We start from the raw sequence: 14547 nt of genomic DNA, 5'->3' as shown, positions 1-14547 counted from the left end.
CATACTTATACAGCTCTTCTATCTCTTTTCAAAAAACGTTTTTTGTTGGTTTAAACTTAACATACGGATTTTGGGCTTTCAATGTCCATGTCGTGTATGGCAGATATAGGCGCAAATAGTGGTCAAAAGTCGCAAATCACAAATATTTGACATCACTTTTAAACTCGACTATAATAAAATATAAATATTATGCACAGAAAAGGAGGGGGTTTTTTGTTAAAAGCAGCTATATGTGACGATGAATTTGTTACTGCAAATTATTATTATGAACAAATAGAACAACTTTTTCAGAAAAGTGATACAGACATTGAGCTGGATATGTTTACGGACAGCGGAAAGCTGCTGGCCCGGCTTTATGACCAGGAGCGGTGGGATATCTACTTCCTGGATATTGATATGCCTCTGGTCAATGGCTTGGATCTCGGGAAAAAAATCAGGGAACTGGATGCCGACTGCTATCTGGTCTATATATCCATCCATGAAGAGTGTGTCTACGATTCCATGAAAACCAAGCCCTTCCGCTTTATTCCCAAAAATGAATTCGCCTCCCGAATAGAGGGATGTATTCAGGATATCATTACGGATCTGCACTCTGAATCAGAGAGCAACTTTATTCTGTTGGAAACGCGTACTGCACTGTACCGCTATCGGATCTCAGACATTGTCTATGTCCATAGCCTTGACAAATATGTTACGCTTTTTCTAAAGGACAATCAACAGACAGAGTCTATCCGTTTTAAGCTATCCGATGTTGAGAATCAGCTTCTTCCTCATGGCTTTATCCGCATACATAAGAGCTACCTGGTAAACTGCAGTTTTATTAAAAGCATCCAACCTTCCTGCATCATTTTGGATAACGGGAATTCCCTTCCTGTCAGCCGTTACCGCCTGGAAGAAATTAAAACCAACTTCAGGAGACTTACCCTATGATGACAGCTGAACCGTTTTTTATGATTACCAAAATACTTTCCCTGCTGACCGAGGTCCTTCTTGGACTTTTTATGCTGTCCAAATCTCTGGGCCCCCGCAGGTTTCGTTGGCGCTGCTTTTTTCTCCCCCTGCTTTTTCTCTTCCACACTGGGCTGATCCTGTGGGAGGAGTTCGTACTCGCAGCAAGTTTTGCAAACTCCTACTACTTTTACCTTCTTTTGCATGCTATCATGTTCAGCTTATTCAGTTTCCTATTCTGTGAGGGAAAGCCAATATTCAAATTGTTTCTCTCTCTGACCTTTGTGTCCATGATCACTCTGTGCCGTTTTCCTGCAGACCTCTTACTTTCTCTGCTTTCTGCCCTGTTTCACTCTTACTATATCATACGCATAGGCAGTAATATTGCAGGCTCTGCAGTGCTTATACTTGTCACTTGTATTTTAATTCACTACAGGCCCGATGTTCGATCTTCTTATCCATATTCTTACTACCTGATTATGGTTGTGACTCCTATCCTGAATTCTGCCTCCATGACACTGCTTAAAAACCACTTTGATGCTGTCAGCGATGTTATACATTATGTGGCGCTCTTTTCCCTCCTGACTGAGCTTCTGCTCTACTATATGATCTGGCAGAGTACTACGGAATACAGCCAGAGAATCCATCTCCAGCTCATGCAGCAGCAGCAAACCTACCATAACCAGCATATGGCTGAACTGAATACCATAGTAACGGAATACCGCCACCTCCGGCATGATTTCAAAAATCATATCGCATGTATGGACCGGCTGATGAGCCAGGGAAAGTACCCGGAACTAAAGGAATACTTTTACACGTTCTGTAAGGATATCTATAGCTTGGATGACCAGATAGAGACAGGGAACGAAATCGTAAACCAGGTCATAAACATCAAATATGCCACTGCCCACCAGCTTCAGATTCCACTCGATATGAAGATACTGGTTCCCCAACAGCTTAATATCCCGGACCACCTGCTATGTTCTCTGATGGTAAATCTATTGGACAATGCACTTGAAGCATCCCAGAAAGTAGAGAAACCCCAGATAATCCTGGAGATGAAGATGGTTAAAAAGTACCTCTCCTTCACCGTTCGCAATCGGATCGAAGAGCACCAATATGAGTCCGCTGTTTCCAGAAAGACAACAAAACCCAGCCCTAATAATCATGGACTGGGTCTGCAGATTGTGCAGGATATTGTAACAAGATATAATGGGATCTCCGCCTTTGAGACAGCAGACGGCTGGTATCTGGCAAGCGTAATGCTGGAACTATAAAGCAGGCACCGCAAAGTCTTGTCAGGCCCCGTCGCTGTCCGCACGCCTCAGGAATTCCACAAAAGCAAAGATAATGGATATCACTGTCAGGACAGCTACGATAAGCTCCGCCATGTTGTTGGCATAGTCTGATTGCTCAGGCTGGGCGATCCCCAGAACCAGGAAATAACAGCACCAGATAAATCCCAGAACAAGAAGCAGGAAGGTAACATATTTTAGCGTAGCTGCAAACCTGCTCATCAATCTCTTTGTAGATTCAATCTTCTTCTGAGGATACTCTTTTTTGTGCAACGCCAATTTGACACCGCCAGCTAAAAAGCCGATGATGCATCCCGTGGACAGCGCAATACACATACGATACAGAAATTCCATATCCGCCTCCCTTTTACGTATTTGAGAATAACCTTATTATAGCAGGCATTCTGCACAAATGCATCAGGGAATTTTTCTGTTCTGTATAGATTTATCTCCCCCTGAATCATTTTCACGGTCTGCGCAGTACATGCTCATACCTGAGTGAACAGTAACGATTATTCTCACTTCATCACCAAAACAAAAGCCATTCCGTTTTCCTCCTTCTCCGCAAAGATCTCTCCCCCCATTTTTCTCATAATCTCCCGGCAGATATACAGTCCAAGCCCATGTCCCTGCTTTCCCTTACTGTTGCCTGCCCGGAAAAAGCTTTCGAACATGTGATTAAATTCATTATCTGATACCGGAATTCCGGTATTAAACACGCGGATCAGCTGCCGGTAATCCTCCTCATAAAAAGTGACCACAATTTTTTTCCCGTCGCCATATTTAAACGCGTTTTCAAAGAGGTTCTCAAATACCTCCATGGCGCGGTCTATGTCGCCGGCCAGCAGCCGGTTTTCATAGCATCCCACCTCTAAACATACCATGCGCATACTGCATTTTTCACGGTAGGATTCCAAAACCCTCTTGATCAGATCATCCAGGTAAAACTCTCCCTCTTTCACTTGAATATCCAGGATATCCTCCCTGGAATTGTGCATAATTTCATCCACATACCGTTCAATCTCCTCCGCCTTCTCCGAAATCTGGCAGGCTGCATGTTTTTTCTTCTCTTCCTCTCTGTACAACTCCTCTTCCAGAGCTTTTCCATAGAGCTTTATGGTATTAAGGGGTGTCTTTATATCGTGTGATAAGGACAAAAGAAGTATTTTCTTTTCCTTTTCCAGCTCCAGTTCTCTTTTCTTTGTCACATCCAGCTGATCCTTAAGCTGTCCGATCCCCCACAGAAACTGTCCAAAGTATTTGCTCCTATCCTGCCGCACAATTCCTTTCAAATGCCCCTGTGCCAGTTCATAGGGAAGCCTGCTCAACTGCTGGAAGGGCCTGATTAGTTGACGCTTCAGATAGAATAAAACTGCCAGAATAAGCAGTTCCATGACTCCCAGACAGCCCTGTGTAATCAAAACACCCATGTCCAGATCCGGCTCCTCCTCCCGGTAGTCAAAACGCAGGATTCCATCCAGCTGTCCTTCCTTAAACAAGGGGCGTATCTCTATCCTCAGCTCATTGCCCTCCCGGTAAAATTCCAGAGCAGTTTCCTCCTGATAAAGGGCCGAAGCAGGTAGAAAATGCACCCTCTGAACGTATTTGCAGGCGCGCAAATCCAGCTTATCCGCTGGTATTCCCTGGGATAAGCTGTTGTATAATCGATTTATTTCCACTTTATAGGCTTTTCCCTGCCCTCCCCTGTTCAGACGGGTGCCGTATCCTACGGCCAACGCAGCCAGAAGATAAATAACTACGGAAACAGCAATCAGCCTGTTATACTTCCTCATACCGGTACCCCACCCCCCAGACAGTCTGTATCCTCTTTGGGTCCCTGGGGTTTTCTTCTACTTTTGTTCTGAGCATCTTAATGTGGACGGTCAGGGTTTGGTTTTCGCTGAAGCTGTCAGCTCCCCAGACCTTTCCAAAGATATATTCTTTTCGGAGGGTTTTACCCGGGTTGCGCAGGAACAGCAAAAGCAGCTCATATTCCTTTACATTCAGCTCCAATGGCCTGCCGTCCAGATACACCTGCCGGGATGGCAGGTCGGCGCTAATTCCCCCTGAAACCAGGATCTCTGACTCGGTTTGTATTCCATAAGCCCTCTGAATCAGTGCCTTTAATTTGGCAGCCAAAATCCCCGGATCTATAGGTTTTTCCATATAGTCATCTGCTCCCAGCTCATACCCGCAAAGTTGGTTATCCCTGCCGGATCTGGCGCTCATGATCAAAATAGGCATATTCCATCTCTCCCTCACGGCCCGGCACACAGCAAAGCCGTCCATTCCGGGCAGCATAATGTCCAGCAGCAGGACCTTTACCTGCTGCCCCTCCAAGTATCTGACCGCGTCATTTCCGGATGTAACATGGCAAACCTGATATCCATCCCGCTCTAAAAAGTCACGTATCAGTCCTGCCAGCTCCTCATTATCCTCCACCAGTAATATATCCTTCATCTTTTACCATCCCAATTTAATCAGCCATTCATTCAAAAGCCGTTCCCTCGCTCGGTCCTCCTGGGCGTTTTCCCGCTTCCCAAGAGAGATGTCCGCGCGAATATCTCCATCCTCAATATAGAGAACCCTCTCACATTTAGCAGCTACCTTCATGTCATGTGTTACCAGCAGAATGCTGGTGCCCTCACTGTTTATGCGGTTCAACTCCTCCATCACTTCAATGGAATTTTGTTTGTTCAGGGCACCGGTGGGCTCATCCGCAAAGATTATCTTGGGCTTATTGATCATACTCCTGCAGATACAGGCCCGCTGCAGCTGTCCACCCGAAACCTCATTCACATCGTTTTGTGCAATCTCGCTGATCCCCAGTTTCTGCATCAGCTCCCTGGCCCTGTCGTTGATTTCTCTGCGCCCTTCCTTGGTCTTGCCCGCAGCAGTCTGATAGGCTGGTAAGATAATATTATCATAGACGGTAAGATTTTTCAGCATATACATCTGCTGGAAAACAAATCCCATTTCCTCCAGACGCAGATCGCTTATATCATTCGTTTTCAGGTCTGTCAACTCTCTCCCAAAAAAGTCCACCTTCCCCGCTGTGGCGTTGTCCATACCGCTTACTGTATAAAGGAGTGTGGTTTTACCGGAGCCTGAAGGCCCCATGACACCAACCATCTCTCCATTGTGAATGATCAAATTTACATTTCTCAGAACATTATTCTGTCTTTTATTGATGATATATGTTTTACATAGATTCGATACTTTCAAAGCTCCCATTTTACTTCCTCCTACTCCAGATTATTCAGTTCCCGAATATTGATTTTTTTCACGTTAACGGTGGCCAGCAGTGCAGCGGCCACGATTCCCAGCAATAATACGCCCGGATACAGCCCGTACACCTGCCACGGCACCACCTGAATCCTCACCTCAGCGCCCATGATGGCAAATACAGGTTTGAGAATCCATTGATTAGTAAGCAATGAAATCGGTATTGCGGCGATCATGGATATGACTGCTACCCAGACCATGCGCAGCGTCTGCCATATGCGGATGACCCTGTTTTTGTACCCAATGCTCTTCATCATAGCAATCTCACCCTTCTCTCTTACAATAAAAAGCCGTTCCATAAGAAATGTAATCAGCATGATTACTGCACAGAGCATTCCTGTCATGGGAAGCAGCATCTCCTGTAAGGACTCCTGAATTCCTCCCACATTCGTATCAATCAAATACTGCGCATCCACCCACTCATAATCCGGAAGGCGGACATTGAACTCCTCTGCCAACTCACTCTGGGTCTTATCCGTCTCCATATCCACCATAATATTCCAATAGTTAAACATAACCTCTCCGCTGCAGTCCAGAGCCGGATTCAGCCTTGCACTGCTTCCGATTTGCATATAGTCCGCGTAAGTTCCGGTAATGACAAGGTGTTGGGTTTCCCCGTTTATTTTCGTCTCCACAGAATCACCGATACTCCAGCCATTGTCCTCCATAATTTTTTTCGAAAAAGCGATCTCGTTGGGCAGAACAGGCGCCTCCCCCTCCTGATACGTGAGAAATTTGTTATTTTCTCCCACAATCTGAACTGTCATAATATTACCGCTCCCCGCCTCATTCCCATATCTTAAAAAATATATGGGTACTGCGGTGAGTTCTGCATCATAGCCGATCTGCGCAAGCTCCCTCTCTATACGCTCCATGCCCCTTTTCAGGGTCTTTATATCCTTATACGCCGTCTCCCCGGCAGCCTCTATTTTCTTCAGATATACAGCACTGTCCGGGTCCATACAGAATTTATCCGCCATCTCTTTGCTCTGCATTGTATTGAGTGTGTTCAAAGGAATGGTAATCAAGATAAAACTGATGCTGAAAGTAATCATCAAGACCAGATACCGTTTCACATGGCTCAGCATATCATTGAGTCCCAGAAAAACCACCACTGGCATGCGCTTCCGCCTGTGAAGGCGTATTCCCGAATGCTGTCCGAATCGCTCCCCAGTCTGTCCTCCCCGGATAGCCGCTATGGCTGACATCCTGTTCAGCTTTCTTGTACATCCATAGCAGAATAGCAGGACAATCAAAATGATCGCCAGGGTACATATCACATTCACCCAAAGATTAGCACTGGTGTCCTCCATAACCATATTTTTGCTGACACCGTCCACCATTGCCCTGCTGACCGGAACGCTGGCGGCCAGCCCCAGCAGCGCGCCTGCTGTCACAAGAAAAAGGTACTTAATTAAGTATATTTTCTTGATGGAAAAATCCCTCAGCCCAACCGCCTTCATAATGCCGATCTCCCGGTACTCCTCCTCAATGGTAAACACCAGGGTAAACCGCAGAACCAGAAGTGCAATCAGGATCAGGCAGATGCCAATCAGGATCAGCAGCGCGGCCATAATCATGTCAAAGGAATAGACCATGGAATACGTTCCGCGGGTGACGGTATTCATCTGGGTGGCGAATCCCTGATTGTTCATTTCCCTGATAAAATCCTTCTCATTTTCAGTGTCCACATAGTACATGCTCAGCAGCTCTGACTTCTCATTTTCTGCAAAAAGAGCGTAATCCTCAGGGCACACCATCAGACGGTCCATCCCTGTCATATCATTGCCAAATGCCATATCTTTTGTGGCCAGCTTGACGGTAAATTCCTTATAGACTCCTCCCTTATCAATGGTAAGCCGGTCTCCCGGTTTAATACCGTTTCTCTGGACAGAAGCCTGGGTTACGGCAACCTGCCCTGGTTCCAGGGTAAATTCCCTTCCATCCTCACCAAACACCTTACAGTAAGCCGCATCCATAGTGCCAAGGTACACAGAAACCCCCTCAGTGATATAAGGGACTTCCTCTCCCTCCTCACCCACGAACATCCCCTTTTCATTGAGGGTGACTATTGTGTTATTGTCATACTCCTCTACCCCCGGAGCTTCCTCTTCAATCCACTCCCTAATCTTCTCCCTTTCCATAGTGCCCGTGGCAATAAAGGTTATGTCGGGCAGATTTGCATAGTCCATATAGTAGTCTACTGCTGAGAATACTACAAGGATATTGTTCATACTGCTTGACAGAAAGATGGAGGCGAGGGTGATAAACAGAAAGAGTATGATGTTGACACTCTTTCTCCTCCTCATATCTTTTTTTAGTATCCGCTGTAACATAAGTATATTCCTTCCCTTTCCTGCTTGATAAGAAGAGTATAGGGGATAAATTATTAAAAAGTCCTTAAATCACCGCTGCTAAATTTTATAATACTGGCAGTAATAATTCTCATTGAATACCCAAAACGGATATTGTATTATAAAAAGACAGCAAATGAAAGACACCGCTGAGCTAAAAGCAATGGATGTCATCCTATTCGATGAGGTAGAATGGGTTTAACGAAATATTAATCAGAAGAACTGATAAATCAGAAAAGAAAATAGGATAAGCAAAGGGAGGGTGGCCTTGCCACCGCTCCCCTGTCTCGACACCATGCATACTAAAACTTAAAGTAACTGTTCAGTACCTTGACCGTCACACCTTATACCAATGTATCCAAATTGACACTGCGAAGTACCACCGCTGAGGTTGGCGCCAGATGCAGTGTAATCTTCCCGTTCTCCACAGTATATTCCTCTTTCTCCAAGGTAAATCCGCCTGCGTCTGTCATCATCAAACGCACAAGCCTTGTGCCGTTCCCGGCACCTGCCTGCCAAACACTGAGCGTCATTACCTTCTGTTCCTTACTATTGTTAAAGGCCACTATCACCTGCTCCCACTCGCTGAAGCGGGCGTAGCTGATACAGTTCCACTGGGAGTCCAGAAACTTCAGAGATCCGTGGGTGAGTACCGGAAATTCTTTGTGAATACGGATCATCTCCTTGTGGAATCGGATCATCTCCTGATCCTCCTTGCCCCAGGGATAGGTTCTGCGATTATCCGGGTCCGTAAATCCGGTCACACCTGCCTCATCCCCGTAGTAGAGGGTGGGCGCTCCCGGCCAGGTCATCTGCATTACCACAGCTTCCCGCATCACTGCCTTGTCAGTACCCTGGGAGGCGGCATCGTAGCCCAGGCGGTCCACACGCCCTACTCTGTGGTTCGTTCTGGTCAGGAACCTGGAGTGGTCATGGTTGGAAAGCTCATTCATGGCAACCTGCAGGGACGGGGCCAGAAAGTTGGACATATGGTGGCTCATGGCTGATATGAAGCTCTCAGGGTTTCCAAGCAGATCTCCCCGGTATTCGTCACTGTGTTTTTCCATGCCTGTGAAAAACCAGGTCATAGGCTCCATAAAAGCGTCATAGTTCATCACCGTATCCCACTCATCCCCCCGCAGCCAGGACCCGGCATCGCCGTAGTGCTCTGCCAGTATGATGGCATTGGGGTTGGCTTCCTTTACAACCTTTCGGAATTCTTTCCAGAACTTGTGGTTGTATTCATTGCAAAACCCCAGATCCGCAGCCACATCCAGTCTCCAGCCGTCCGCATTAAAGGGAGGGGAGACCCATTTCCTGGCAATGTCCATGATATACTCATAAAGCTTGGGGGAATTCTCATAGTTCAGCTTTGGCAGAGTGTCGTGTCCCCACCATCCGTCATAAAATTGATTGTAGGGCCAGTCATGCTCATTGTTGAACTTGAAAAAACTCCTGTAGGGACTGTCTGATGACACAAACGCCCCCTTCTCATAGTCCTTCTGCTGCTCATAGATACATTCCCGGTCCAGCCATTTGTTAAAGGACCCACAGTGGTTAAAGACCCCGTCCAGGATCACTTTCATCCCTCTGCGGTGAGCCTCCTCCACCAGATTAATAAACAGCTGATTGCTGGCCTCCAGATTCTTCTTATTTGTCACTCTTTGGATATACTTGCTGGCCTGGGCATTGTCTGTACATCCCTGGGGAAGGACATCACCTCCGTCCTCCACAATCACTCCATAGTGGGGGTCCACATAGTCATAGTCCTGAATATCATACTTATGGTTGGAGGGGGAAACAAAAATAGGGTTAAAATAAAGCACATCAACGCCCAAATCCTGGAGATAATCCATTTTCTCCAACACGCCCCTTAAATCTCCGCCGTAAAATTCCCGGACTCCCATAAACGCAGGGCACTTATCCCAGTCCCGGACTCTGGACACTCCGTCTCCCACATAAAAATATTCACGGTCCTCAACGTCATTGGAGGGGTCCCCATTGTAAAAGCGGTCCACCATAATCTGGTACATCACAGCACCCTTTGCCCAGTCCGGCGTCCGAAAACCGGGCGCAATGGAAAAGGCATAGTAATCCTGAAGATCTCTGGAGACCCCTCTCTTATTGTAAAAGCAGCGGATTCTCCCGGCGCGGATCTCAAAATAATAGCGTATCAGCTCCTCCTCTGCCCGGATCACAATCTTATAATAATCAAAGTCCCCTGACGCCTTCTCAAAGTCCATGCGCAGACGCTTTGCACCGCTGATCCAAAAGACATGGTCAACATTGTTGTGCGCTGTCCGAAACCGTATGGTCAGCTCATCTCCCGGTTCTGGCTCCATTGGGGATACATAGTTTGACGTCTCATCGCTAAATAAAGCGTTCGGTTTAAACACCGGACGCATTCTCCTCGCATAGGCCTCCGATTTTTGCAAGTAATCAATATCCATCGTTCTCAGATCCATATCGGGCCTCCTTCTATACTTCTTTTTTATATCTTATGAAATTTTTACCTATTCAATCCATAAATTCCATTTCCGTATCAGAAAACTTCTCATTGTTTCATATTGTATCACCTTTTATTATGTTATATTCTATACCATTCCCGCTTATTAGACAAGATGAAGACAAAAAAATTCAATGATCGTCAACAAAATTGCTCCTATACGACAAATTATACGGGAGCCCAGGTATATGGGCAGTAAAAAAGACAGCCAACGATCAGCTGTCTTTTTTGGAGAAGGTATTTCTTCTTATGGGGTGTAGCAAAAACTATATAATGTATTGGGGGGGGTTTTACGATGATTATTATAGCATTCCCTCTCGAATAAGTGTGCACAAACTTCACAAAAATGAAGGTCGGTTTTTATACAGTTTCACAAACATAAATATTTAACTTTATGCGGTTTCACCAAAAAGTGACTCAAATTCGTCCCTTCCGATCTTTTCTTTCTCGATCAGCAGCTTTGCACAGCTGTGGAGCACGGAAATATTTTCCTGAATGAGTTCCATGGCCTTCTGGTAGCACTCGTCTATGATTCGCTTTACCTCACCGTCAATGAGAGCAGCGGTGTTCTCCCCATAGCCTCTTGTGTGTGCCAGATCCCGTCCGATAAACACCTCGTCCTCGTCACTTCCATAGTTGATCATGCCCACCTTCTCAGACATGCCGTACCGGGTCACCATGGCCCTGGCAATGTCGGTAGACTGTTTAATATCCTGCGAAGCTCCTGTGGTCACATCGCCGATGACCAGCTCCTCCGCGACTCTGCCTCCAAAGCCTACAATAATATTCTGAAGCATCTGTCCCTTGGTGTTGAACATCTCATCCTTTTCCGGCAGCGGCATGGTATACCCCGCTGCGCCCATCCCGGTGGGGATAATGGATATGGTGTGTACAGGGCCCACATCCGGAAGCACATGGAACAAAATGGCGTGACCGGCCTCGTGGTATGCTGTAATCCGCTTTTCCTTATCGGAGATGACCTTGCTGCGCTTCTCTGCGCCGATTCCCACCTTTACAAATGAGCGGGTGATATCCTTTTGCACAATATAACTGCGCTCCTCCTTAGCCGCATAGATGGCAGCCTCATTCATAAGGTTCTCAAGGTCCGCTCCCGTAAATCCGGCGGTTGTCTGGGCAACCTCCTGCAGGTTGACATCATCTCCCAGGGGTTTTCCTTTTGCGTGCACATGCAGGATCTCCTCCCTGCCCTTCACATCCGGCCTTCCAACACCCACCTTCCGGTCAAAACGTCCGGGGCGCATGATTGCAGGGTCCAGGATATCCACGCGGTTGGTTGCCGCCATTACTATGATGCCCTCGTTAAAGCCAAATCCGTCCATCTCTACCAGCAGTTGGTTTAATGTCTGCTCCCTCTCATCATGGCCGCCTCCCATTCCGGTTCCGCGCCGTCTGGCCACAGCGTCAATCTCATCAATGAAGATGATGCAAGGAGCGTTTTTCTTGGCCTCGGCAAATAAGTCTCTCACACGGGAAGCGCCCACACCCACAAACATCTCCACAAAGTCAGATCCGGAGATGCTGAAAAAGGGAACCCCGGCCTCCCCGGCCACGGCCTTTGCCAGCAGGGTCTTTCCGGTTCCGGGAGGTCCTACCAGTAGAACACCCTTAGGGATTCTGGCCCCCACCTGGAGGTACTTCTTAGGCTCCTTGAGGAAATCTACAATTTCCTGAAGCTCCTCCTTCTCCTCCTGAAGACCTGCCACGTCCTGAAAGCTGATTTTCCTGATGTCAGGCAGAATAATTGTGGCGCGGCTCTTTCCAAAATTCATCATTTTATTGTTCCCGCCAGATGCCTGGCGGTTCATAAACATAAAGAGAACCAAAAAAAGTCCTCCGATGAGTAGCATAGGCAGAACTGTAGTCACAAAAATACTCTCTTTTTCAATGCCATACATGTAAACCGGTATATCCTTTGCCTCAAGCTCCTCCTGCACCTGCTTTACATCCGCCACATTCAGCTTTTCTGTAGTCTGGCTTCCGTTAAAGTAGATAATAAGCTGTCCGGTGGGAACCTGGGCGTTGGGATGGATATCCACCCGCGCTATCTCGTTCCCCGCCACAGCTCTCTCAAACTGTTGATTTGTATACGTTTCCTGGGTGGCAAAGCCGTTTCTGAATACAAACACGAGCATCAGAACAGCCAGTGCAATCATCATATAAAATCCCAGGCTTTTGGAAGTATTGTTCAATTGAATATCTCCTTTCCTAAGCTTCCACCTCAACGACACCGATGTAGGGCAGATTCCGGTATTTCTGAGCATAATCCAGTCCATAACCCACCACAAACTCGTCGGGAATGTTGAAGCCCACATAATCCACTTTTACATCCGTAACCCTGCGTTCCGGTTTGTCCAGAAGGGTACAGAGCTTAATACTGGCAGGATTGCGCCTTCTTAAAATTTCAATCAGATAACTCAGGGTACGCCCCGAGTCAATGATATCCTCCACAATCAGCACATCCTTGCCCTCAAGGGGTTCATCCAGATCCTTCACTATCTTTACCACGCCAGTTGATTTGGTACCTGCCCCATAGCTGCTCACGGACATGAAGTCCAAAGACACAGGAACGGTAATGCGTTTTGCAAGCTCACAGGTAAAAAATATCCCGCCCTTTAACACACAAATCATATGCACGGTCTTTCCCTCATAGTCTCTGCTGACCTGCTTTCCGATCTCCTCAATCTTCTTATCTACCTCTTCTTCTGATAATAATACGCGGATCTTATCTTCCATATTACGCCTCCACCACTTGTATTTTTAAAATTCTTCTTGTATCTTCTGTCACCTTGCACTGCTGGCTAATACGATGGCCCACTATCCAGAGGACATGATCCCCGTCTGCCACCAGCAATACTCTGTCCCGCTCTTCCTGCAGTATCTTCTCGTCAATAAAATACCGCTTCAGCTTTTTACGGCCCGAAGCTGTATAAAAATAATCGCCGGGACGCCGGCTGCGCAGTTGAATCGTATTTTTTATTGTATCATAATCCAGCCATTTCGTATACTTTTTTTCCGGAATAATTTGATTTTCCCAGGGCTCCACAGAGGCAGTCACCCGCCATGGCCCCCAGAAAGCCTCCCCGGGAATGGGAAGCTCCACCCTGGGCGGCTGTTCCTTAAACGTTTCCGGCCTTCCCAAAACCAAAAAGCGTCCTGTGCACCTGCAGACGTTTCCCTGGGGCAGACTGATCTGTCTGCCGGAGACTCCGCCGGCCAGCTTCTGCATCTGGCGGTAATGCTCAGCCTGTATATCCCGAAGACCAGTGCCCAGCTTTTCCATCAGACCGCGCAGGATGTACTCCTGCATGATTTCCTCCTGGGCAAGCAGCTTTTCCCTGTCCACCCAGAACTGTCCCTCTTTTAGCTCACACATTTTCTGTGCCTTTTCCTCTCCCAGCTTCTCCAGAAAGACCTCCGCCCTTGAAAGTCTTTCCCCTGCCTGGACTATATGCCTGGATGCCTGTTCATTTAGCTCCTGCTCCAAAAGGGGGATTACCCGGCGGCGCAGCCTGTTCCTGGTGTAGGCAAGCTCCAGATTTGTGCTGTCTGTCCTCCACCTTAGCTGGCGCCGCGTGAGCCAGGCCTCAATCTCCCCTCTGTTCACCGCCAGGAGGGGCCGTATCACATTGCCATTTACCGGACGCATTCCGCACAGGCCTCTCATTCCGCTTCCCCTCACCAGATTAAAAAGGATCGTCTCCGCCTGGTCATCTGCATTGTGGGCCACAGCAATCTTGGTCCCTGCGCAGCCTCTGCGCGCCTCCTCGAAGGCCTCATAGCGACACTTCCTGGCCGCCTCCTCCACAGAAATCCGCTCTCTCCTTGCCCGCTCAGGGACTTTACAGGAAAAGAGATGAAAGGGAATATCCGCACTTTTACAGATCTCCTTCACATACGCGGCGTCCCCCAGACTCTCCTCCCCGCGGATTCCATGCTCCACATGTACTGCCTCCAGCCCAAAGTCCAGGCTCCTTCTCAAATCAGCCAGCACAAAAAGCAGGCATAGGGAGTCCGCTCCTCCCGATACACCTGCTATCACACAGTCTCCTGGCTGAATCATATGATATTTTTCTATATACTCCAATACTTTTTTCATTTTTGCGCTCCTGTCTCTCACTACTATAAAGAATCCTGCGCA

At 47.4% G+C, this 14547-nt stretch carries 11 protein-coding genes; 2 read left to right on the top strand and 9 right to left on the bottom strand.

Annotated features, from left to right (window positions below; translation table 11 throughout):
- The first annotated feature begins 213 nt into the window (after nt 1-213).
- Entirely contained in the window at nt 214-930 is a 717-nt protein-coding gene (locus AC0THY_RS05200; protein WP_489993400.1) for a LytR/AlgR family response regulator transcription factor, read from the top strand.
- Complete coding sequence (locus tag AC0THY_RS05195; RefSeq protein WP_489993399.1) at nt 927-2225, top strand: sensor histidine kinase; 1299 nt, start codon at nt 927-929, stop codon at nt 2223-2225. Before AC0THY_RS05200 ends, AC0THY_RS05195 begins: the two co-directional genes overlap by 4 nt.
- Before the next feature lie 21 nt (nt 2226-2246).
- Here AC0THY_RS05195 and AC0THY_RS05190 read toward each other — a convergent pair whose 3' ends face one another.
- The 9 genes from AC0THY_RS05190 to tilS form a co-directional block, all read right to left on the bottom strand.
- The gene (locus AC0THY_RS05190; protein WP_489993398.1) at nt 2247-2597 is read right to left on the bottom strand and encodes a transporter; all 351 of its coding nucleotides are present in this window, start codon (nt 2595-2597) and stop codon (nt 2247-2249) included.
- A 164-nt stretch (nt 2598-2761) separates the two neighbouring features.
- Entirely contained in the window at nt 2762-4036 is a 1275-nt protein-coding gene (locus tag AC0THY_RS05185) for a sensor histidine kinase (protein WP_489993397.1), read from the bottom strand.
- Nucleotides 4023-4703 carry a response regulator transcription factor gene (locus tag AC0THY_RS05180; protein ID WP_489993396.1) on the bottom strand — a complete coding sequence of 227 codons (681 nt, stop codon included), beginning with the start codon at nt 4701-4703 and terminating at the stop codon, nt 4023-4025. The genes AC0THY_RS05185 and AC0THY_RS05180 overlap by 14 nt, the downstream gene beginning before the upstream one ends.
- Before the next feature lie 3 nt (nt 4704-4706).
- Complete coding sequence (locus AC0THY_RS05175) at nt 4707-5477, bottom strand: ABC transporter ATP-binding protein (RefSeq protein ID WP_489993395.1); 771 nt, start codon at nt 5475-5477, stop codon at nt 4707-4709.
- 11 nt (nt 5478-5488) lie between these two features.
- Nucleotides 5489-7864 carry an ABC transporter permease gene (locus tag AC0THY_RS05170; protein WP_489993394.1) on the bottom strand — a complete coding sequence of 792 codons (2376 nt, stop codon included), beginning with the start codon at nt 7862-7864 and terminating at the stop codon, nt 5489-5491.
- A gap of 362 nt (nt 7865-8226) precedes the next feature.
- The gene (locus AC0THY_RS05165) at nt 8227-10347 is read right to left on the bottom strand and encodes a glycoside hydrolase family 13 protein (protein WP_489993393.1); all 2121 of its coding nucleotides are present in this window, start codon (nt 10345-10347) and stop codon (nt 8227-8229) included.
- A gap of 433 nt (nt 10348-10780) precedes the next feature.
- Complete coding sequence (gene ftsH, locus AC0THY_RS05160) at nt 10781-12598, bottom strand: ATP-dependent zinc metalloprotease FtsH (protein WP_489993392.1); 1818 nt, start codon at nt 12596-12598, stop codon at nt 10781-10783.
- 16 nt (nt 12599-12614) lie between these two features.
- On the bottom strand, nt 12615-13142 hold the full coding sequence (gene hpt / locus AC0THY_RS05155) for a hypoxanthine phosphoribosyltransferase (RefSeq protein ID WP_489993391.1): 528 nt from the start codon (nt 13140-13142) through the stop codon (nt 12615-12617).
- 1 nt (nt 13143) lies between these two features.
- Entirely contained in the window at nt 13144-14505 is a 1362-nt protein-coding gene (gene tilS, locus AC0THY_RS05150) for a tRNA lysidine(34) synthetase TilS (protein WP_489993390.1), read from the bottom strand.
- Nucleotides 14506-14547 lie beyond the last annotated feature (42 nt).

The organism is Ruminococcus sp. 8Y-12 (assembly GCF_058119865.1).
This window is presented reverse-complemented; position numbering and strand designations above follow the sequence as displayed.